Annotated in this window: 20 protein-coding genes; 10 read left to right on the forward strand and 10 right to left on the reverse strand. The window is 71.1% G+C overall.

What is annotated here, in order from left to right; translation table 11 throughout:
- Positions 1-4: 4 nt before the first annotated feature.
- Together J3P44_RS11455 and J3P44_RS11460 are read left to right on the forward strand one after the other, a co-directional pair.
- On the forward strand, positions 5-784 hold the full coding sequence (locus tag J3P44_RS11455; protein WP_255890479.1) for an ABC transporter ATP-binding protein: 780 nt from the start codon (positions 5-7) through the stop codon (positions 782-784).
- 1 nt (position 785) lies between these two features.
- Positions 786-3,338 carry an ABC transporter permease gene (locus J3P44_RS11460; RefSeq protein WP_255890480.1) on the forward strand — a complete coding sequence of 851 codons (2,553 nt, stop codon included), beginning with the start codon at positions 786-788 and terminating at the stop codon, positions 3,336-3,338.
- A gap of 17 nt (positions 3,339-3,355) precedes the next feature.
- Here the strand turns inward: J3P44_RS11460 and J3P44_RS11465 are convergent, their stop codons facing one another.
- Positions 3,356-4,399 (reverse strand): DNA polymerase IV, encoded by a 1,044-nt coding sequence (locus J3P44_RS11465; RefSeq protein WP_255890481.1) that lies wholly within the window; start codon positions 4,397-4,399, stop codon positions 3,356-3,358.
- Between the two features lie 189 nt (positions 4,400-4,588).
- On the opposite strand from J3P44_RS11465, the gene J3P44_RS11470 reads away from it, so the two are divergent.
- Complete coding sequence (locus J3P44_RS11470) at positions 4,589-4,822, forward strand: hypothetical protein (RefSeq protein ID WP_255890482.1); 234 nt, start codon at positions 4,589-4,591, stop codon at positions 4,820-4,822.
- A gap of 106 nt (positions 4,823-4,928) precedes the next feature.
- Here J3P44_RS11470 and J3P44_RS11475 read toward each other — a convergent pair whose 3' ends face one another.
- Both J3P44_RS11475 and J3P44_RS11480 read right to left on the reverse strand, forming a co-directional pair.
- Positions 4,929-5,876 carry a succinylglutamate desuccinylase/aspartoacylase family protein gene (locus J3P44_RS11475; RefSeq protein ID WP_255890483.1) on the reverse strand — a complete coding sequence of 316 codons (948 nt, stop codon included), beginning with the start codon at positions 5,874-5,876 and terminating at the stop codon, positions 4,929-4,931.
- Complete coding sequence (locus J3P44_RS11480) at positions 5,876-6,373, reverse strand: ATP-dependent zinc protease family protein (RefSeq protein WP_255890484.1); 498 nt, start codon at positions 6,371-6,373, stop codon at positions 5,876-5,878. The genes J3P44_RS11475 and J3P44_RS11480 overlap by 1 nt, the downstream gene beginning before the upstream one ends.
- 42 nt (positions 6,374-6,415) lie before the next feature.
- Between J3P44_RS11480 and J3P44_RS11485 the strand changes: the two genes are divergently transcribed.
- Positions 6,416-7,606 carry a RimK family alpha-L-glutamate ligase gene (locus J3P44_RS11485; protein WP_255890485.1) on the forward strand — a complete coding sequence of 397 codons (1,191 nt, stop codon included), beginning with the start codon at positions 6,416-6,418 and terminating at the stop codon, positions 7,604-7,606.
- 19 nt (positions 7,607-7,625) lie between these two features.
- Here J3P44_RS11485 and J3P44_RS11490 read toward each other — a convergent pair whose 3' ends face one another.
- A complete protein-coding gene (locus J3P44_RS11490) occupies positions 7,626-8,045 on the reverse strand; it encodes a CHRD domain-containing protein (protein ID WP_255890486.1) in 420 nt (139 codons plus the stop codon).
- Between the two features lie 96 nt (positions 8,046-8,141).
- Here J3P44_RS11490 and J3P44_RS11495 point away from each other — a divergent pair, with 96 nt between their 5' ends.
- Complete coding sequence (locus tag J3P44_RS11495) at positions 8,142-8,501, forward strand: hypothetical protein (RefSeq protein ID WP_255890487.1); 360 nt, start codon at positions 8,142-8,144, stop codon at positions 8,499-8,501.
- The gene (locus J3P44_RS11500; protein ID WP_255890488.1) at positions 8,501-8,920 is read left to right on the forward strand and encodes a hypothetical protein; all 420 of its coding nucleotides are present in this window, start codon (positions 8,501-8,503) and stop codon (positions 8,918-8,920) included. Before J3P44_RS11495 ends, J3P44_RS11500 begins: the two co-directional genes overlap by 1 nt.
- 27 nt (positions 8,921-8,947) lie before the next feature.
- On the opposite strand, the gene J3P44_RS11505 is transcribed toward J3P44_RS11500, so the two are convergent.
- A complete protein-coding gene (locus tag J3P44_RS11505; protein ID WP_255890489.1) occupies positions 8,948-9,655 on the reverse strand; it encodes an EcsC family protein in 708 nt (235 codons plus the stop codon).
- 116 nt (positions 9,656-9,771) lie between these two features.
- On the opposite strand from J3P44_RS11505, the gene J3P44_RS11510 reads away from it, so the two are divergent.
- On the forward strand, positions 9,772-11,361 hold the full coding sequence (locus J3P44_RS11510; RefSeq protein ID WP_255890490.1) for a sensor histidine kinase: 1,590 nt from the start codon (positions 9,772-9,774) through the stop codon (positions 11,359-11,361).
- On the forward strand, positions 11,358-12,065 hold the full coding sequence (locus J3P44_RS25505; protein WP_255890491.1) for a response regulator: 708 nt from the start codon (positions 11,358-11,360) through the stop codon (positions 12,063-12,065). The genes J3P44_RS11510 and J3P44_RS25505 overlap by 4 nt, the downstream gene beginning before the upstream one ends.
- Positions 12,066-12,396: 331 nt before the next feature.
- Here J3P44_RS25505 and J3P44_RS11520 read toward each other — a convergent pair whose 3' ends face one another.
- From J3P44_RS11520 to J3P44_RS11540, 5 genes are all read right to left on the reverse strand, one after another.
- Positions 12,397-13,896, reverse strand: a complete 1,500-nt coding sequence (locus J3P44_RS11520; protein WP_255890492.1) for a tripartite tricarboxylate transporter permease — start codon at positions 13,894-13,896, stop codon at positions 12,397-12,399.
- 1 nt (position 13,897) lies between these two features.
- Positions 13,898-14,422, reverse strand: coding sequence for a tripartite tricarboxylate transporter TctB family protein (locus J3P44_RS11525; RefSeq protein ID WP_255890493.1), 525 nt, complete (start codon positions 14,420-14,422; stop codon positions 13,898-13,900).
- Positions 14,419-15,411, reverse strand: coding sequence for a tripartite tricarboxylate transporter substrate-binding protein (locus tag J3P44_RS11530; RefSeq protein ID WP_255890494.1), 993 nt, complete (start codon positions 15,409-15,411; stop codon positions 14,419-14,421). The genes J3P44_RS11525 and J3P44_RS11530 overlap by 4 nt, the downstream gene beginning before the upstream one ends.
- A 134-nt stretch (positions 15,412-15,545) precedes the next feature.
- Entirely contained in the window at positions 15,546-16,376 is an 831-nt protein-coding gene (locus tag J3P44_RS11535; protein ID WP_255890495.1) for a glycerophosphodiester phosphodiesterase family protein, read from the reverse strand.
- Positions 16,377-16,539: 163 nt separating this feature from the next.
- Positions 16,540-16,926 carry a tetratricopeptide repeat protein gene (locus J3P44_RS11540; protein ID WP_255890496.1) on the reverse strand — a complete coding sequence of 129 codons (387 nt, stop codon included), beginning with the start codon at positions 16,924-16,926 and terminating at the stop codon, positions 16,540-16,542.
- A 145-nt stretch (positions 16,927-17,071) separates the two neighbouring features.
- Between J3P44_RS11540 and J3P44_RS11545 the strand changes: the two genes are divergently transcribed.
- Complete coding sequence (locus J3P44_RS11545) at positions 17,072-18,235, forward strand: LLM class flavin-dependent oxidoreductase (protein WP_443678174.1); 1,164 nt, start codon at positions 17,072-17,074, stop codon at positions 18,233-18,235.
- Positions 18,232-18,894, forward strand: a complete 663-nt coding sequence (locus J3P44_RS11550; protein ID WP_255890497.1) for an FMN reductase — start codon at positions 18,232-18,234, stop codon at positions 18,892-18,894. Before J3P44_RS11545 ends, J3P44_RS11550 begins: the two co-directional genes overlap by 4 nt.

The following is an 18,894-nucleotide window of genomic DNA, read 5'->3' on the forward strand; positions in this document are numbered from 1 at the left end:
AAGCATGACTGAGCAATCCACGGGGGAAGCGACGCAGCGCGTCGCCGCACGGGCACAGGACCTGACGAAGTTCTACGGCAAGGGCGAGGCCGAGGTGCGCGCCCTCGACGGCGTGACCGTCGACCTGATGACAGGTGAGTTCACCGCGATCATGGGGCCGTCCGGCTCCGGCAAGTCGACGCTGATGCACTGCTTGGCGGCACTCGACACGCCCACGGCCGGCGAGGCGGTCGTGGACGGCACCTCGCTCAGCCGGCTCAAGGACAAGGACCTCACGACGCTGCGCCGCGAGAAGGTCGGCTTCGTCTTCCAGTCGTTCAACCTCGTGCCCACCCTGAGTGCCGAGGAGAACATCCTGCTGCCGCTGAGCCTCGCCGGTCGCAAGCCCGACCGCGAGTGGTTCGACCAGGTGGTCGACGCCGTCGGCCTGCGCCCGCGGCTCGGCCACCGTCCGGCGCAGATGTCCGGCGGTCAGCAGCAGCGGGTGGCGTGCGCCCGCGCCCTGGTGAGCAAGCCCTCGATCGTGTTCGCCGACGAGCCCACCGGCAACCTCGACTCCACGAGCAGTGCCGAGGTGCTGAGCTTCCTGCGCCGCAGCGTCGACGAGTTCGGGCAGACCGTGGTGATGGTCACCCACGACCCGGTCGCGGCGTCGTACACCGACCGCATCCTCTTCCTCGCCGACGGCAAGATCGTCGACGAGCTGCGCGAGCCCGACCGCGACGCGATCCTCGACAAGATGGCGTCGCTCCAGGACGCGGCGATCGCGAAGGTGGCGGGCTGACGTGCTCCGCCTGACCTGGCGCAACCTGCTGGCCCGCAAGGTGCGCCTGATGATGAGCACGCTCGCGATCGTCCTGGGCATCGGCTTCCTGTCGGGCGTGATGACCTTCAGCACCGGCCTCAACGCCACGTTCGACAACATCGTCGAGGGCTCGACCTCCGACGCCATGGTGCGACCCGAGGGCGACCTCCAGGCCGCCAACGCCGGCGTGAGCACGACACAGTTCGTGACGCCGGCGGACGTGGACAATCTCGCGGCGCTGCCCGAGGTCGAGGCGGCCGTCGGGTCGGTCGACGGCATCGGCTCCTTCCTGCTCGGCAAGGACGACAAGCTGGTCGGCGGGCAGGGCGCACCGACCCTCGCCTTCAACTACGCGCCCGTCGACAACATGCAGGGCGACGAGATCCTCGTGCTCACTGAGGGGCGCTGGCCCGAGAAGCCCGGCGAGGTCACGCTGGACACGTCGTCCGCCGAGCGCGGCGCCTACGAGGTCGGCGACACGGTCACCATGATCGTGCCCACCGCTGAGCCCAAGCGGGACTTCACCCTCGTGGGCACCGCCGACTTCAACGGCGGCGGCACCGCCGGAGCCACCCTTGTCCTCCTCGACACCGAGGAGGCCCAGGAGATCTTCCTCGACGGTGAGGACGCGTTCACGAGCGTGGCCCTGACCGGAGCCGAGGGCGTCTCCCAGACCGAGCTCGCCGACGCGGCCCGGGCGGTCGCGCCCGCCGGCTTCACCGCGGTGACCGGCGACAAGGTGGTGAAGGAGACCCAGGACCAGATCGGTCAGTTCCTCGACGTCATCTCGATCTTCCTCACCACCTTCGCGGTGATCGCGATCGTGGTCGGCGCGTTCATCATCTTCAACACCTTCTCGATCCTGGTCTCCCAACGCGTGCGGGAGTCCGCCCTGCTGCGTGCCCTCGGGGCCAGCAAGAAGCAGGTGACGCGGTCGGTGCTGGTCGAGGCGTTCCTGATGGCGCTGGTCGGCTCGACGCTCGGCCTGCTCCTCGGCCTCGGCCTCTCGCGGCTACTGGCTGGACTGTTCCGCTCGTTCGGTCTCGACATCGCCGGAGACGTGCTCACGCTCACCCCGTTCACGATCGTCGCGGGCTACGTCGTCGGCGTCGTCGTCACGATGGTGGCCGCGTTCGTCCCGGCCCGTCGGGCGGCGAAGGTCGCGCCCGTCGCTGCCATGCGCGACGACCTCGAGGTGCAGGAGAAGAGCATGGGTCTGCGCCTCGTGCTCGGCGGGGTCGCCATGGTGATCGGCACTGCGCTCGCGGTCCTCGGCCTGATGGGCGCTCCTGGCACCGACGCCATCTGGATCGGGGCGGGAGCGGTGATCTGGGTGATCACCACGGCGGTGCTCGCCCCGGTCGTCGGGCACCCGGTGCTCGTCGCGTGCCGGGCTGTCTTCGGACGCCTCTTCGGCACTCCCGGCCTGCTGGCCGGCGAGAACGCGCTGCGCAACCCGCGGCGTACGGGCGCCACCGCCTCGGCACTGATGATCGGCCTCGCCGTCGTCTCGGCCGTGGGAGTCCTGGCCTCGTCGCTCAGCGCGACAAACGACAAGGTCGTCGACGACGAGTTCAAGAGCGACTTCCTCGTCCAGATGCCGACCTTCCAAGGCTTCCCGGCGCAGTTCGGCGACCAGATGGAGGCCGTGGACGGCGTCGCCCTGGTCTCGCGCCAGCAGGGCACGCCGGTGACGGTCGAGGTCGACGGCAAGCCCGACCAGACCTTCCTCTCGGGCGTCGACCAGGGCTTCCTGGACATCTACGACCTGGCCATGATCGACGGCAACGACCAGATGTCCGGGCACCAGGCGATCCTCAACGAGGGACGTGCCGACGACCTCGGAGCCCGTCCTGGAGACACCATCGACGTGGCGTTCCCCGGAGGCGAGACCATCGCGCTCGAGGTCGTCGGGGTGTCGGAGGAGACTCCCACCACCAGCGGCATCACGGTCCCCCTGTCGGTCCTGCGTGACGCCGGGGTCAAGCGCAGCGACTCCAGCCTCAGCATCATGGTCGAGGACGGGGCCGACCGAGGTGCGGTGAAGCAGGACCTGGAGGACGTCGTCAAGGACCTGCCGATCCTGGCGGTGCAGGACAAGGAGGAGTTCAAGGAGCTCATCAGCGGGCAGGTCAACCAGCTGCTGTACGTCATCTACGGCCTGCTCGCCCTCGCCGTCGTGATCGCGGTGATCGGCATCGTCAACACGCTGGGCCTCAGCGTCCTGGAGCGGACCCGCGAGATCGGGCTGCTGCGTGCCGTCGGGCTCTCGCGGCGCAAGCTCCGGTGGATGATCACCCTCGAGTCCGTGGCGATCGCCCTGCTCGGCGCGGTGCTCGGCATGGTGGTGGGGCTCGTCATCGGCGTGGTGCTGCGCGAGTCCCTCAAGGACGACCTCACCGAGCTGGCGCTCCCGTTGAACGGACTCGGCGTGTTCTTCGTCGTCGCGGTGATCTTCGGGGTGCTGGCCGCCATCGTGCCGGCGATCCGGGCGTCGCGGATGAAGGTGCTCGACGCCATCGCCACGGAGTGACGGGGGGCCGCCCGGGGTCAGTAGCCACCCTCGGGCGGCACCATCTCGCCGCGCACCCCGAGCAGCCGCACCGGGCGCGCGTCGTCGAGGGCGAGGTAGAGGGCGTACGCCGTCTGCGTGATGGTCTCGACGTCGTAGGTCGGCTCGGTCAGCTTGCGGACCTTCGTGAAGGTGAAGAACGGAGCGAAGCGCACCTTGAGGTGCACGCGTTGCACGGCGCGGCCCTCGGCCCGGACGTCGTCCACCACCCGCCCGGCGAGCTCGGCCAGCGCGGCGCGCACCTCGTCGGGCGCGGCGAGGTCGGCCTGGTAGGTCGTCTCGCGTCCGTGCGCTCGCGCCACCCACGGGGTGTCGTCCGGTCGCGAGCGCCCGCCGCCTCGCCCGAGCCGACCGAGGTGGCTTCCGCTCGACGGGCCGAACGCCGCCACCAGCGCCTCCTCGTCGGCGCCGGCGAGCTCCGCGACCGTGCGGATGCCGATGGCCTCCAGCCGGGCCCCGATCCTGGGGCCGACGCCCCACAGCGCAGTCGTGGACCGCTCGCCCATCACCTCCATCCAGTTGTCGCGGGTGAGGGTGAACGTGCCCTGCGGCTTGCCGAAGTCGGTGGCGATCTTGGCGCGTACCAACGTGTCGCCGATGCCGACCGAGCAGTGCAGGCCGGTCGCAGCGAGCACCGCGGCCTGGATCGCCCGGGCCGTGGCCAGCGGGTCGTCGGTCTCGACACCGACGAACGCCTCGTCCCAGCCGAGCACCTCCACGACGGCGCCCGGGGTCGCGCGCAGAGTCGCCATCACCCGAGCGGACGCCTCCTCGTAGACCGGGAAGTCGACGGGCAGGAACACCGCGTCGGGGCACCGTCTCTTGGCGAGCTTGAGCGCCAGCCCCGAACGTACGCCGTGCTTGCGGGCCTCGTAGGACGCGGTCGACACGACCGCCCGCTCGGTCGGGTCGCCGCGGCCACCGACCACGACGGGCCGCCCGACCAGCTCGGGACGGCGCAGCAGCTCGACGGCGACGAGGAACTGGTCCATGTCGACGTGGAGCACCCAGTGCTGGCTCACGCCTGCCTCATGTCTGCCTCACGGGGTCATTGTGGCGGAGCGGTCCGACAGCGAGGGGCGCACGAAAGATTGCGTGCACCGGGCAGCGCCGGCCCTGGGTCGTGCACGAAAGATTGCGTGCACCGGACGTCCCAGACCGTGCGCCGTGCACGAAAGGTTCCGTGCACGGCGGCGGCGTACGGTCGAGACATGACCAGCGACCAACCCGATCCCGACCCCTACGCCGAGCACCCGGAGGAGTCGATCTTCCCCGGCGCGGGGAGACGGGTCACCGACGAGGAGCGGGAGGCGGCCCTCCGCGCGGGGCTGATGGGCGCGACCGTGGGAGACACGGCGGATGCCGAGGAGGATGCCGGGGAGGATGCCGAAGGGTTTGCCCAAGAGGGTGCCGAGCCGGTCGGTGGTGGCGATCAGGCCGACTGACGGGCGAGATCGTGGAAGACCCGGGTCACCCCGTGACTCGGGAGCACCACGATCTGCAGGGCACCGGGCTGGCTCAGGTATGCCGGCGCGCCGCCACGGGGGTCGGTCAGCTGGCGATGTGCACGACGGCGTCACCGGAGTTGACCAGCGGTGCCTCGGTGCGCCCGATGACGATGCCGTCGCGGTTGGCGTAGACCGCCCGCAGGGTCTTGCCGAAGGAGTCGAAGAGGGTGCCGAGCCGCTCGCCGTCGCTGACCTTCTGGCCGAGCGCGGCGTCGAGGTGCAGGATCCCGGTCCGACGGGCGCGCACCCACCCGCTCGAGCGGCACTCCAGGCTCGGCTCGACCGGCGGCTCGTCGACGGGCTCGGTCATGCCGAGCGAGGCCAGCACGCGTCGTACGCCGATCACGCCCGCGTCGACGGCGTAGGAGTCGAACCGCAGGTTCTCGCCGCCCTCGTAGAGCAGCACCTTCGCGCCCTGCTCGCGGGCGGCGTGGCGCAACGACCCGTCGCGGATCTTGGCGTGCAGCATGACGGGGGCACCGAAGGCCTGGGCCAGCTCGCGGGTGCGCGGGTCGTCGAGGTCGGCGCGGACCTGCGGCAGGTTGCTGCGCCGGTCGGAGCCGGTGTGGAGGTCGATGCCGACCTCGCAGCCGGCCACGATCTCGCGCATGAAGAGGAACGCGATCCGGCCGGCGAGCGAGCCGCGGGCGGAGCCCGGGAACGAGCGGTTGAGGTCGCGTCGGTCGGGGAGGTAGCGGTCGCCGGTCATGAAGCCGAGGACGTTGACGATCGGGACCGCGACGAGCGTGCCGCGGAAGGTCTTGGGGTCGAGCGCTGCCATCACCTGGCGCACGATCTCGACGCCGGCGACCTCGTCGCCGTGGATCGCGGCATCGATCCAGACGCTGGGTCCGGCCTCGCGCCCGTGGACGACCCGCACCGGCAGCGTCACGTCGGCGCCGGTCACCAGCCGGGTGATCGGCAGCTCGAGCGCCCGCGCCGTCCCGGCGCGGATCCGGACGCCGCCGATGGCGAAGGACTCGCGCGGCATCACTTGCCCCAGTTCTTGCGGCGGACCGCCCGGCGCGGCCTGCCGCCGGCGTAGGAGCGCGCGGCGTCGACGAGGAAGCCGCGCTCGAGGGCCTCGCGGCCGATCAGCATCCGGAAGCCCATCTCGTCGCGGTTGCTCAGTGTCATCACGGTGGTGATGGTGCGACCGGCGAGGGTGACCTCCATGGCGACGGCGTACCTCTGCTCGACCTGGCCGTTGCTGCTGCGCACCTCGCGGCGATCGAGAACCGGCAGGCTCAGCTCGGCCACGTCTTCGTCGGAGCGCTGCCACGGGTGGATCGAGAACCGCACCCACTCCTGCCCGTCCACGTCGTAGGCCTCGAGGTCGAAGGCGTGGATCGCCGACGATCGGGCGCCGGTGTCGATCTTGGCCTTCAGCCAGTCGACGCCCGCCTGGGGGAGGGCCACCCACTCGCGCCACCCCACTACGGTGGCGGGGGAGTCAGCGTCGGACTCGGGCGCTGGGGGCGTGGACACCGCGCCATCTTCTCAGGTGGCCGCGTGCTTGTATGTCTGCCCATGAAGCTCGCCATCCTCTCCCGCGCGCCGCGCTCCTACAGCACGCAACGCCTGCGCACCGCCGCCGTCGACCGCGGTCACGACGTCAAGGTGCTCAACACGCTGCGCTTCGGGATCGACCTCACGGGGGAGGAGCCCGACCTGCTGTTCCGCGGCAAGCAGCTGTCGACGTACGACGCGGTGCTGCCGCGCATCGGCAACTCGATCACCTACTTCGGCACCGCGGTCGTGCGCCAGTTCGAGCAGATGGACGTCTACACGCCCAACACCTCCTACGGCATCGCCAACAGCCGCGACAAGCTGCGCGCGACGCAGATCCTGTCGCGCCACAAGATCCCGATGCCGGCCACGACCTTCGTGCAGGACCGCGCGGACGTGATCCCCGCGATCGAGCGGGTCGGTGGGGCACCGGTCGTCATCAAGCTGCTGGAGGGCACCCAGGGCATCGGCGTGATCCTGGCGCCCACCATCAAGGTCGCCGAGGCCATCATCGAGACGCTGCAGAGCACCCGGCAGAACGTGCTGATCCAGAGCTTCGTCAAGGAGAGCAAGGGCCGCGACATCCGCGCCCTGGTCGTGGGTGACCGCGTGGTGGCGGCGATGCGCCGGGTCGCCCAGGGCGACGAGTTCCGCTCCAACGTGCACCGCGGCGGCAGCGTCGAGCCCGTCGATCTCGACGAGGACTTCGAGCGCGTGGCCGTGCGCTCCGCGCAGATCATGGGCCTGCGCGTGGCCGGTGTCGACATGCTGGAGGGACGCAACGGTCCGCAGGTGATGGAGGTCAACTCCTCGCCCGGCCTGGAGGGCATCGAGGCGGCGACCAAGCTCGACGTCGCGGGCGCGATCATCGACTTCATCGACAACCAGGTCGCCTTCCCCGACATCGACGTACGCCAGCGGCTCACCGTCTCCACCGGCTACGGCGTGGCCGAGATCGTCGTGCACGCAGGCTCCGACATGGTGGGCAAGAAGCTGGGCGAGTCCGGCCTCGACGAGCGCGACATCACCGTGCTGACCCTGCACCGGGGCACCCAGGTGATCCCCAACCCGCGCATCAAGACCGTGCTCGAGGGCGAGGACCGGCTGCTGTGCTTCGGCAAGCTCGAGGAGATGCGGTCGATGATCCCCGACCGCAAGCAGCGTCGCGTCAAGCGGCTGATGAAGAAGCACCTGCCGCCGGCGTCTGCGTGAGCCGACGGGGTGCCTCTGCTCAGGGGTGGAGCGTGCCCTCCACGGCCCCGGCGGGATACGTGGCGTTGTGGACGTTGAGGTAGTACCTGCCCGGTCGCGCAGCGATGGCGCGGATGAGCGCCCGCGGGGCGCGCACGCACCTGGCGCCGCCGGTCACCGAGCCCGTCAGGTCCACGACGACCTGATCGTCCGAGCGGCGATGGATGTGGGCCGCGGACGGCTTCTGGATCCCAGACCACGAGATCGTCGCGCAGACGCGACGGACCGCCGGGCGCAGGCGCACGGTGGCCTTGCCGCTGCCGTCCGCGTCGCCGCTCGGGACGAGATGGGCCTGCAGGACCGTGGCCCGGCTCGTGGCCGGGACGGCGCTCGCGGTCGTGGCCGGCAGGAGCAGCAGGGCGGCGCCGACGGCGGCCGCGGCGCGAGTGGCAAGGGTCATGCACAGATGATGGGTGGCACGACCCCCCAAAGGGAAGAGTGACGGTCGGCGGGGCTGGTCCGGTCGTGTGCGGAGCGTCGGGGACAATCTGGCCCCATGGAAGGCCCGCTGCCACTCGCCCTGGTCGTCGCCTCGCTCGCGTTCGCGGCGGTGGTGCTCGTCTACGTCGCGCTGGGGCGTACGCCCGACTGGGGGCTGCTGGGCTTCGCCGGCGTGATCGAGGTGGGTGCCCTCGTCCTGCTGGTGGTCGCCGCGACCCAGGTCGGCGGTGTCGACCTGCACGGTGGTGCGGCCGTCACGTTGTTCGGCTACCTGCTGGCAGCGCTGGTCGTCCTGCCGCTCGGCTTCGCGTGGTCGCTGGCCGAGCGCAGCCGCGGCGCCACGGCGGTGCTCGCCGTCGTCGCGCTGACCGAGGCGTTCCTGGTCGTCCGCGCCCTCCAGATCTGGCCGTCGTGATGACGGACCCGGCTCCGGCGTCCACCCGCAGCGGCGCCGGCCGCACCCTCGTGGCGGTGTACGGCGTCTTCGCGCTCGCTGCGAGCGCCCGTTCCCTCGTACAGCTGCTGACCAGGGCCGACGAGGCACCCGTGGCCTACGGACTTTCGGCCCTGGCCGGTCTCGTCTACATCGCCGCCACCCTCGGCCTGGCCGAGATCGGCCCCGACCCGCGGCGGCTGGCGTGGGGCGCCGTCACCTTCGAGCTGGTCGGGGTCCTCACGGTCGGCACGCTCACGGTGCTGGACCCGGGGCTCTTCCCCGACCAGACCGTGTGGTCGTCGTACGGCGCGGGCTACGGCTGGCTCCCGCTGGTGCTGCCGTTCGCGGGGATCGCCTGGCTGCTGCACACCCGGCGCACCCACGGACTTCGCACCTGACCGCGCACCTCGACCAGCGATGCCGGCTCAGCTGATCGCCGGGAACTCCTTCATCGCGTGGTCGGCGATCTTCTTCATCATGAAGGCGTCGATGCCGCCGCCCACCAACCCCCCGGCGACGGGGATGCCGCGGCCGAGGCGGGACAGCAGCTTCTCGCTCACCCCGCGCATCAACCGGAACCCGACGGCCTTGTTGACGACCATCAGTGCCGCGGGCGGCATCCCCCGGAGGGCGTACGACGTCAGCCGGCTGCCGGTCGTCGCCATCCCGGCCTTCTTGAGGACCTCCTCGGAGTCCGAGCCGACGAGGGTCAGCAGGACCGCGGTGCGCACGCGCGGCTCGTCGACGTCGTAGCCGCGGAGGGTCGCGATCCCGCCGACCATCCGCACCGCCTGGATGTAGAACTCGGCCACGTTGAGCGGCAGCGAGACCGGCATCGTGATGAAGCCGCCCAGGCCGGTGACGAAGCCGCCGATACCACCCTTGACGGTGCTGGCGCGCGCCAGCCGGGCGACCGCCTGCTCGCGGTCACCGTCGACGTCGAGCAACGCCTCCTCGGCGAGCTCCCGCGCGGAGCTGAGCGGCCCCCGCCCGTCGAGTCCCGTGTCGACCAGCATCGCCACCAGCCGGTCGACCGGTCCGGGGTCGGCCTGCGGGTCGTCAGCGGCGTCGAGCGCGGCCTTGGCGGTGCGCGCCTCGGAGCTGCCGGAGGTGAAGAGGTCCTTGAGTCCCATGGGGCACACCCTACGAACGCACACTATGAACACAATGGTGAGACACACGTCACACCCGAGTAGCCTCACCGCACCGGGGGCCGCTCCTCGATGCCCGTTCCCCACCGGAGGCCCTGATGCCCCAGCGTGCCCGCCATGAGCGGTCCGTCGCGCGCCAGGTGCTCGGCCTGCAGGTGATCGCCGTTCTCGTCCTGGTCGTCACGGCGCTCCTCCTCGCGACGTACGACGCGCGCTCCGACATCCGCTCGGGCGCACGCGACGAGGCGGTCTCGGTGGCTCGAGCGGTCGCCCGGTCCCCGGTCCTCCACGAGGCGATGGCGACCGGCGACCCGTCCGCTCTCCTCCAGCCCTACGCCGAGGCGGTGCGGGTGGACACCGGCGTCGACTTCGTCGTGATCATGGCCACCGACCGCACCCGCTGGTCGCACCCCAACGAGGACCTGCTCGGCGAGAAGTTCATCGGCAACCTCGGCCGTGCGTCGGTGGGCGAGGTCTTCACCGAGGAGTACGCCGGCACGCTCGGGCCGTCGATCCGCGCGATCGTGCCGGTGTTCGGCACTTCGGAAGAGGCGCCCGTCGTGGCCCTGGTCTCGGTGGGGATCACCCTCACCCAGCTCGACGACCTGCTGCTGGACGAGTTCGCGGACATCGTGGTGGCGGCGCTCTCCGTGCTGGTGGTGGGGGTGCTGGGCGCCTGGCTGATCAGCCACCGCCTGCGCCGGCAGACCCACGGCCTGGGCGAGCGCGAGATCACCCGGATGTACGAGTACTACAACGCGGTCCTGCACGCCGTCCGCGAGGGACTGCTGCTGATCGACCTCGAGGGCCGGGTCCAGCTCGTCAACGACGAGGCCCGACGGCTGCTGCGGCTCCCCGACGACGCGGTCGGGCGCTCGCTCGGCGACCTCGGCCTGCCGCCGGCGCTGGTCGAGGCGGCGGCAGGCGAGCGGGGGGCGGACGAGGTCTACGTCACCGGCGACCACGTGCTGGTCGCCAGCTCGAGCGCGGCGTACTGGGAGGGTCGCGAGGTGGGTGCGGTGGTCACGCTGCGCGACCACACGGAGCTGCAGGGCCTGACCGGCGAGCTCGACATCGTGCGGGGCCTGACCGAGTCGCTGCGCGCCCAGACGCACGAGGCCGCCAACCGGCTGCACACCGTGGTCTCCCTCATCGAGATGGGCCGGCCCGACGATGCCGTCGACTTCGTGACCGACGAGCTCCGGGTCGCCCAGATGCTGGCCGACCGGCTGGTCGGTGCAGCCGGTGATCCCGTGGTGGCCGCCCTGCTCCTCGGCAAGTCGTCCGAGGCGGCCGAGCGTGGCATCTCCCTCACCGTGAGCGGCGAGCTGCCCGCGGAGTTCGACGTCGGATCCTCCCGCGACCTGGTGACCGTGCTGGGCAACCTGGTCGACAACGCGCTCGACGCGGTGGCCGGCGGCACCGACCGGCGGGTGGTGGTGCACCTCGAGGGCTCGGCCACCCACGCGCGGCTGGTCGTCGGCGACAGCGGTCCCGGCCTCAGCCCGGAGGAGGCCGCCCACGCACTGGAGCGCGGCTGGACCACCAAGGCCGACGCGGGGGACGGCCGCGGGGTCGGCCTGGCGCTCGTGTCCCAGGTGGCCCGTCGCCTCGGCGGTGGCGTCACCATCGGCCGCTCCTCGCTCGGCGGTGCCGAGCTGGTCGTCACGATCGGTGAGCAGCCGTGAACGACACCACCAAGGGCAACAGCGACGTCCGGGTCCTCGTCGTCGAGGACGAGCCGCTCGTCGCCGAGGCGCACGCCGAGTACACCCGCCGGGTCCCGGGCTTCGAGGTGGTCGGCGTCGCCCACTCCGCCTCCGAGGCGTCCCGCATGCTCGGCGACCGCGACGTCGACCTCGTCCTGCTCGACATGTACCTCCCCGACGGCCACGGTCTCGGGCTGCTGCGCAACCTCCGCGCCGCCGGCGACCTGTGCGACGTGATCGCGGTGACGTCGGCGCGCGATGCCGACATGGTGCGCCGCGCCGTGGCGCACGGGGTGGCGCTCTACCTCATCAAGCCGTTCACGTTCCCGATGTTCCGCGCCAAGCTCGAGCAGTACGCCGACTACCGCCGTCAGCTCGTCGACGCACCCGAGCAGGTGCTGCAGGACGAGGTCGACCGGATGCTCGGCTCGCTGCGGGTCGCGACGTCCGACGGGGCGCTGCCCAAGGGGCTGACCGCCGACCGGCTCAAGGAGGCGATGGACCACCTCCGCCGCCCGCCCGGCGTGCTGTCGGCGCGGGAGCTCGCCGAGCGGCTGGACAGCTCGCGGGTCACCGCCCGCCGCTACCTCGAGCACCTCGCCGACATCGGTGTCGTCACCCGCGCGCTGCGCTACGGCGGCAGCGGAAGGCCGGAGGTGGAGTACCGCTGGCACTCGCGCTGAATGGCGCTCGCTTCGCTCGCGCATGCTCGGCGCCCTCGAGGACGTCGTCTTCCCTCCTCGACTCGCTCGCTGCGCTCGCATCGCTCGTCAGTCCAGACGGCGTCGGGCGCCGAGCCCCACGACGACCTGACCTCGGGGCTCGCCACGCTCGCTGGGTCAAGGAAGGCCTCCAGCATGTGGAGCCCTGACCGCGCGCTCGCCGCCCCGACGTTGTCTGGACTGACGAGCGAGCAAGCGTGACGAGCGCAGCGAGACAGCGCCGTCGAGCGAGGAGGGAAGACAACGTCCTCAGGGGCGACGAGCACGGGCGAGCGGAGCGAGCCCCATAGACCTAGTCGTCCTCGCCCTGGAACACGACCTCGCGCTTCTGTCGTACGGACGGGAGCAGCGCGATCACCACGATGACCAGGGCGAGCGCGAGCAGCGACGCCGAGATCGGCCGGGTGACGAACACCGACAAGTCGCCCCGCGAGATGATCATCGCCCGCCTGAGGTTCTCCTCCAGCAACGGGCCGAGGACGAAGCCCAGCAGCAGCGGAGCGGCCTCGCACCCCCAGCGGATGAGGAAGTACCCCAGCAGGCCGGCCGCCGCGATCGCGAAGATGTCCCAGGGATTCAGGCTCAGGGAGTAGCAGCCGATCGAGGCGAAGGCGATGATCGCCGGGAACAGCACGCTGTAGGGCACGCTCAGCATCCGCACCCAGATCCCGATCAGCGGCAGGTTGAGCATCACCAGCAGCAGGTTGCCGATCCAGAACGACGCGATGAGACCCCAGAAGAGCTCTGGCTCGTCGTTGATCACGTTGGGACCCGGAGTGATGCCCTGGATGATGAAGGCGCCCACCAGCAGGGCCATCACCGGGTGGGCCGGCAGTCCCAGGGTGAGGAGCGGGATGAAGGACGTCTGTGCGGCCGCGTTGTTGGCCGACTCCGGCGCCGCCACCCCCTCGATCGCACCCTTGCCGAACTCCTGCGGAGTCTTGGAGATCCGCTTCTCCAGCGAGTACGACGCGAAGCTCGCCAGCACGTGGCCGCCGCCGGGCAGCACGCCGAGCAGGGACCCGAGGGTCGTCCCGCGCAGGACGGGCATCCGGATGCGCCGGAAGTCGTCCCGTGTGAGCCACAGGCCCTGCACCTTCTTGGTGACCAGCGTCGCGTTGTGCCGCGACTCGAGGTTGCGGATGATCTCCGCCAGGCCGAAGAGCCCCACGGCGAGTGACACGAAGTCCAGTCCGCCGTAGAGCTCGCGCACGCCGAACGTGAAGCGCGGCACGGCCGTGAACTGGTCCTGCCCGATCGTGCCCAGCAGCAGGCCCAGCACGATCATCGCGAGCGCCTTGAGGGCCGACCCGCTGGCGAGCGCGATCGAGGCGAGAAGCCCAAGGACCACGATGGAGAAGTAGTCCGCCGACCCGAACTTCAGGGCGACCTGGGCCAGCGGTGGCGCGAAGAGCGCCACCACCACGGTGGCCACGGTCCCGGCGAAGAACGAGCCGAGCGCGGCCGTGGCCAGCGCGGGACCGGCTCGTCCCTGCTTGGCCATCTCGTGGCCGTCGAGGGCCGTCACCACCGAGGACGACTCTCCTGGCAGGTTGATCAGGATCGCGGTCGTCGACCCGCCGTACTGCGCGCCGTAGTAGATGCCGGCCAGCATGATGAGCGAGGCCACCGGGTCGAAGGAGAAGGTGATCGGCAGCAGCAGCGCCACCGTGGCGGTCGGCCCGATGCCCGGCAGCACGCCGACCATGGTGCCGAGCGTGACACCGAGCAGGCAGATGAGGATGTTGCTCGGCTGCAGTGCCGTCTCCAGCCCCAGGAGGATGCCGTCCACGTCAGCCTCCCAGCCATTCGCCCAGGACGGGCAGCCGCAGCTGGAGCAGCGCGACAAACACGACCAGGCAGAGTGCCGTGAGCCCGATCGCGATGAACAGCGCCTGCGTCGGCTTGGTCTCGCGGCCGGCCAGGGCGGAGACGAAGGTCGTCACCAGCAGGGCGGGGCCGAGCCCCAGGCCGCGAACCGTGAACCCGAAGAACATGACCGCGCCGAGCAGCAGGCCCATGCGTCGCCACGGGATCGGTCCGCGATCGGCGTTGGCGACCGTGGGGTCGACGCCGCGGAACGACGCGACCACGATCACCAGGCCGAGCACGGTGAGGATGCTGCCGAGGGCGATCGGGACGTAGCCCGAGCCCATCCGCAGCGCCGTCCCGACGTCGTACCTCGAGCCGCCGATGGCGAAGGCCAGCCCGAGGACGACGAAGGTGCCGCCGGCCATCAGGTCGGGGAGGGAGGGCCCGGGCCGTCCTCCGCCGAGGCGCCCGGGCGAGTCCCCGGGCGCCGCAGGGTAGGTGCTCATCCGCCCGTGACCCCCGACTCCTCGATGATCGGGGTCCAGAGGTCGATCTGCTCCTCCAGCTTGGCCGTGTGGGCCTCCGGCGTGACCTGGTCCTCAGCCACCGGAGTGGTGCCGAGGTCGGCGAACTTGTCGATGACGTTCTGGTCGGCCAGCGCGACCTTGAGGGCGTCGGTGAGCTTCTGGACGATCTCGTCCGGTGTGTCGGCGGGGACGTAGAGCCCGTGCCACACGCCGACCTCGACGTCGGGCAGGCCGGCCTCGGCCGTGGTGGGCAGGTCGGGAAGCGCGTCGATCCGCTCGGGGGTGGTGACCGCGTAGCCCTTGATCTTCTCGGCCTGGAGCTGCGTGACGGTGTTGGTGGTCTGGTCGCACATGAAGTCGACCTGGCCGCCGGCGAGGTCGGTGAGGGCCGGGCCGGTCCCGTCGTAGGGCACCTCGGTGAGGTCGACCCCGGTGGCCTGCTCGATGAGCAGGCCGCACAGCTGGGACGCGGCGCCCACACCGGCGTTGGCGAGGGTCACCGTGTCGGCGTTCTCCTCGACGTACGCGATCAGCTCCTCGAGCGTCTCGGGCTCGAAGTCCGGGCGGGCGACGATCGTCATCGGGACGTCGGTGACGAGGCCGACGGTCTTGAAGTCCTCCAGCGGGTCGTAGGCCAGGTCGGGGTAGAGGCCGGGCGCCGTCGACATGCCGATGTGGTGGACGAGCACCTGGTAGCCGTCGCCATCCTCGTCGGCCACCTGGCCGGCGGCGATGGTGCCGCCGGCACCTTCGACGTTCTGCACGACGACCTGCTGGCCGAGCTCCTTGGACATCGGCTCGGCGATCAGGCGGGTGACGGTGTCCGTAGGTCCGCCGGCGGCGAAGGGCACCACGAAGGTGATCTCCGACTCGGGGTAGGCGGCGGGGTCTGCGTCGCCGCCACCGCACGCGGCGAGGGACAACATGGTGAGGCAGGCGAGTGAGGCGAGGGGGATCTGCCGACGCATGGCGGGCTCCTTCAAGGGGGTGGTGTGTCGCCCGTCACACTGCTGGCAACGGCCCTCGGGGTCACCGTTGTGCACCTTGTGTTCACGGCTCCGCGGTCGCGCCCGGTCCCGGCACCCCAGCCGGGTAGTCCCCATCAGATGGGTTGCGGGAGCACCCTCGGGGCAACCCGATCGCTGGGGACTGCCGGGGCGGGGCGGGCCCACTGGTCCCGGCTGATCAGCACCTCGCGGAGCACGTCGGGCCGGTCGGTGATGATCCCGTCGACCCCCGCGTCGAGGAGGGAGCGCATGGTGGCCGGGTCGTCGACGGTCCAGACGACCACCCGGATGCCGAGCTCGTGCGCCCGCGCGATGACGCGCTCGGAGTGGATCGGCAGCCGGCCCAGGCGCAGCGGCACGTGGGCGAAGGCACCCCTCGCCACGCTCGCCGAACGCAGGCCGACGGGCCGTACGCCCCCGCGCGAGCACGCGATCAACGTCGTCAGCGAACGCCAGCCGAGAGCCGTCGTGACGCCCGGAGCCTCGTCCTGCAGGCGGCGCAGCCAACGGCTCCAGGCGCCCGCGACGCAGATGCGCTGGGCCCAGCTCGGGTTGGCGCGCAGCAACCGCGCCATCGGGGCGATCGACGCCTCGTCCTTGAGGTCGATGGCGAACCTCGTCGCGGGGAAGCTCGCCATCGCCTCGGCCAGGGTCGGGATCTGGTCGGTGCCTTCCACGCGGAGCCGCCGGAGCTCGGCCAGGTCCAGGTCGGCGACCCGTCCGGGGTGGCCGGTCACCCGGCGCAGCGTCGCGTCGTGGAAGCAGACGACGTGCCCGTCACGTGTGGTGTGCACGTCGGTCTCGACGTGGGTCAGGCCGAGGGAGGTGGCCCTCCCGAAGGCGGCCAGGGTGTTCTCGGGCGCGAGCCCCATCCCACCGCGGTGAGCGATGGCGAGTGGTCCGAAGTGGTCGCCGTAGCTGGTCACGACCTCAGCATGGGTCGGTCCTGACGGGGTTGTCGCGCCCGGACGGGGTGCTGCGGCGAGTGTTCACCGAGGCTTCGCACTGGGACACCCTGGTGGACGCTGGGGCACCGGCATGGCGCCACTCGAGCGGACATATGGCCGCTCGAGTGGCGCCGCGGCGCGGTCACGTGCGGTAGCCGCCGAGCAGCTCGGCGAGGCGCAGGTGCGGCTGGGCCTCCTCGCGGCGGCCCTTGCGCTGAAGGGCGCGGCCGACCAGGAGATGGGCGTAAGGCTCGTTGGGGTCGTGCTCGAGCAGCTCGGTGGCGACCCGGATGGTGCCGTCGAGCTGCGCGGAGTGGAAGAGCGACCGCGCCAGCAGCAGGCGTACGTCGGTCAGCTCGTGCCCCACGTCGGCGGAGTCGTTGATCAGCTCGGTCAGCAGCACGGCCGCCTCGCGGTAGGCCCGCTCCTCGAAGAGGGACTGGGCTCGCACCCAGCGATCGTGGGCGGTGTCGTCGAGCATGCCCGCGTGTCCGCGCAGCAGGTCCTCGAAGGGGGTGAAGTCGGTCATCGTCGCTCCTCTCGCGAAGCCGTCCAGGGGACGTCGGTCATCCGAGCGTGCGCCTGGACGTGGGCCCAACGTCGTACGCCCACCGGCGATTCCACGGAATACTTCGGGTCGCAGCCTCGTTGGAGATGATACAAACTTGAACTAGATGGAGGGCATCATGCAGTTCGGCATCTTCAGCGTCGGCGACGTCACCCCGGACCCGACCACCGGTCTCACGCTCTCCGAGGGCGAGCGGATCGCGCTGATGACGCGGGTCGCGCTCAAGGCCGAGGAGGTCGGGCTCGACGTCTTCGCGACCGGCGAGCACCACAACCCGCCGTTCGTGGTGTCGGCCCCGACGACGCACCTCGCCTACATCGCCGCGAAGACCGAGCGGCTGCTGCTCTCGACCAGCACCACGCTGATCACCACCACCGACCCGGTGAGGATCGCCGAGGACTACGCCTTCCTCCAGCACCTCTCCGGCGGCCGCGTCGACCTGATGATGGGACGCGGCAACACCGGTCCGGTCTACCCGTGGTTCGGCAAGGACATCCGCGACGGCATCAAGCTGGCGGTGGAGAACTACCACCTCCTCCGCAAGCTCTGGCGCGAGCCGCAGGTCAACTGGCAGGGCCAGTTCCGTACGCCCCTGCAGGGCTTCACCTCCACGCCCGCGCCGCTCGACGGCACGCCGCCCTTCGTGTGGCACGGCTCGATCCGCAGCACCGAGATCGCGGAGCAGGCCGCCTACTACGGCGACGGCTTCTTCCACAACCACATCTTCTGGAACAAGGAGCACACCGAGGCGATGGTGAAGCTCTACCGACGCCGCTTCGAGCACTACGGCCACGGCGCCGCCGACCAGGCCTACGTCGGCCTGGGCGGGCAGGTCTTCATGGCCTCGACCGAGGCCGAGGCCAAGCGGGTCTACCGCCCCTACTTCGACAACGCCCCGGTCTACGGTCACGGCCCGTCTCTCGAGGACTACACCAAGATGACGCCACTGACCGTCGGCACTCCCGAGCAGGTCATCGAGCGCACCCTGGGCTTCGCCGACTACGTCGGTGACTACCAGCGCCAGCTCTTCCTCGCCGACCACGCCGGCCTGCCGGAGTCACTGGTGATGGAGCAGCTGGAGATGCTCGGCACCGAGGTCGTGCCCGTGCTGCGCAAGGAGTTCGAGCGCCGCCGTCCCGCGCACGTGCCGTCCGACCCGCCCACGCACGCCTCGCTCGTGGCCGCCGGCCCCGACTCCCCGCACCACCTCGTCGAGCCCGCCCGGGCGCTGGCCGAGGCCGCCGCATCGTCGGTCGAGGAGGGCGCATGAGCCGTCGTGTCGTCGTCGTCACCGCGGGACTCACCGTCCCGTCGTCGACCCGCCTGCTCGCCGACCAGCTCGCCGAGGCGACGACCGCGCAGGTGACGGCGCGCGGGGAGTCGGTGGACGTGGAGTTCGTCGAGCTGCGGGAGGTGGCCGGCGAGCTGGCCACGTTCATGGTCACCGGCGGCATCCCGACGCCGCGCCTGACCGAGCTCCGCGAGCGCGTCTCGGGGGCCGACGGACTGATCGCCGTCACCCCGGTCTTCAACGCGAGCTTCAGCGGCCTGTTCAAGATGTTCTTCGACGCCCTCGACCCCGACGCGTTGACCGGTACGCCGGTGCTGATCGCCGCGACCGCCGGCAGCGCCCGGCACTCGCTGGTCCTCGACCACGCGATGCGGCCGCTCTTCGCCTACCTCCGCGCGGTCGTCGTACCCACTGGGGTGTTCGCGGCGACCGAGGACTTCGGCAGCCACGGCCTGTCGGACCGGATCACCCGGGCCGCCTCCGAGCTCGCCGCGGCGGTGCTGAGCCAGGGGGACTACGGCGTCGGCGGGTTCGCCCCCGACCTCGCCGCCCGGCCGCGCCGCAGCTCCGGCACCCAGGTCGAGGCCGACGTCACGCCCTTCGGCGACCTGCTGCGGGGCCACTCCGGCTCGGACTGA

It is taken from the genome of Nocardioides astragali (genome assembly GCF_024436375.1).
GTDB classification, from domain to species: Bacteria; Actinomycetota; Actinomycetes; order Propionibacteriales; family Nocardioidaceae; genus Nocardioides; species Nocardioides astragali.

What these genes read in the sequence shown, in the direction of transcription:
- J3P44_RS11455 (WP_255890479.1), top strand. Translation starts at nt 5, where the DNA reads ATGACTGAGCAATCCACGGGGGAAGCGACGCAGCGCGTCGCCGCACGG.
- J3P44_RS11470 (WP_255890482.1), top strand. Translation starts at nt 4,589, where the DNA reads ATGACCAGCGACCAACCCGATCCCGACCCCTACGCCGAGCACCCGGAG.
- J3P44_RS11475 (WP_255890483.1), bottom strand. Translation starts at nt 5,876, where the DNA reads ATGCCGCGCGAGTCCTTCGCCATCGGCGGCGTCCGGATCCGCGCCGGG.
- J3P44_RS11485 (WP_255890485.1), top strand. Translation starts at nt 6,416, where the DNA reads ATGAAGCTCGCCATCCTCTCCCGCGCGCCGCGCTCCTACAGCACGCAA.
- J3P44_RS11490 (WP_255890486.1), bottom strand. Translation starts at nt 8,045, where the DNA reads ATGACCCTTGCCACTCGCGCCGCGGCCGCCGTCGGCGCCGCCCTGCTG.
- J3P44_RS11495 (WP_255890487.1), top strand. Translation starts at nt 8,142, where the DNA reads ATGGAAGGCCCGCTGCCACTCGCCCTGGTCGTCGCCTCGCTCGCGTTC.
- J3P44_RS11500 (WP_255890488.1), top strand. Translation starts at nt 8,501, where the DNA reads ATGACGGACCCGGCTCCGGCGTCCACCCGCAGCGGCGCCGGCCGCACC.
- J3P44_RS11505 (WP_255890489.1), bottom strand. Translation starts at nt 9,655, where the DNA reads ATGGGACTCAAGGACCTCTTCACCTCCGGCAGCTCCGAGGCGCGCACC.
- J3P44_RS11510 (WP_255890490.1), top strand. Translation starts at nt 9,772, where the DNA reads ATGCCCCAGCGTGCCCGCCATGAGCGGTCCGTCGCGCGCCAGGTGCTC.
- J3P44_RS11525 (WP_255890493.1), bottom strand. Translation starts at nt 14,422, where the DNA reads ATGAGCACCTACCCTGCGGCGCCCGGGGACTCGCCCGGGCGCCTCGGC.
- J3P44_RS11530 (WP_255890494.1), bottom strand. Translation starts at nt 15,411, where the DNA reads ATGCGTCGGCAGATCCCCCTCGCCTCACTCGCCTGCCTCACCATGTTG.
- J3P44_RS11540 (WP_255890496.1), bottom strand. Translation starts at nt 16,926, where the DNA reads ATGACCGACTTCACCCCCTTCGAGGACCTGCTGCGCGGACACGCGGGC.
- J3P44_RS11545 (WP_443678174.1), top strand. Translation starts at nt 17,072, where the DNA reads ATGGAGGGCATCATGCAGTTCGGCATCTTCAGCGTCGGCGACGTCACC.
- J3P44_RS11550 (WP_255890497.1), top strand. Translation starts at nt 18,232, where the DNA reads ATGAGCCGTCGTGTCGTCGTCGTCACCGCGGGACTCACCGTCCCGTCG.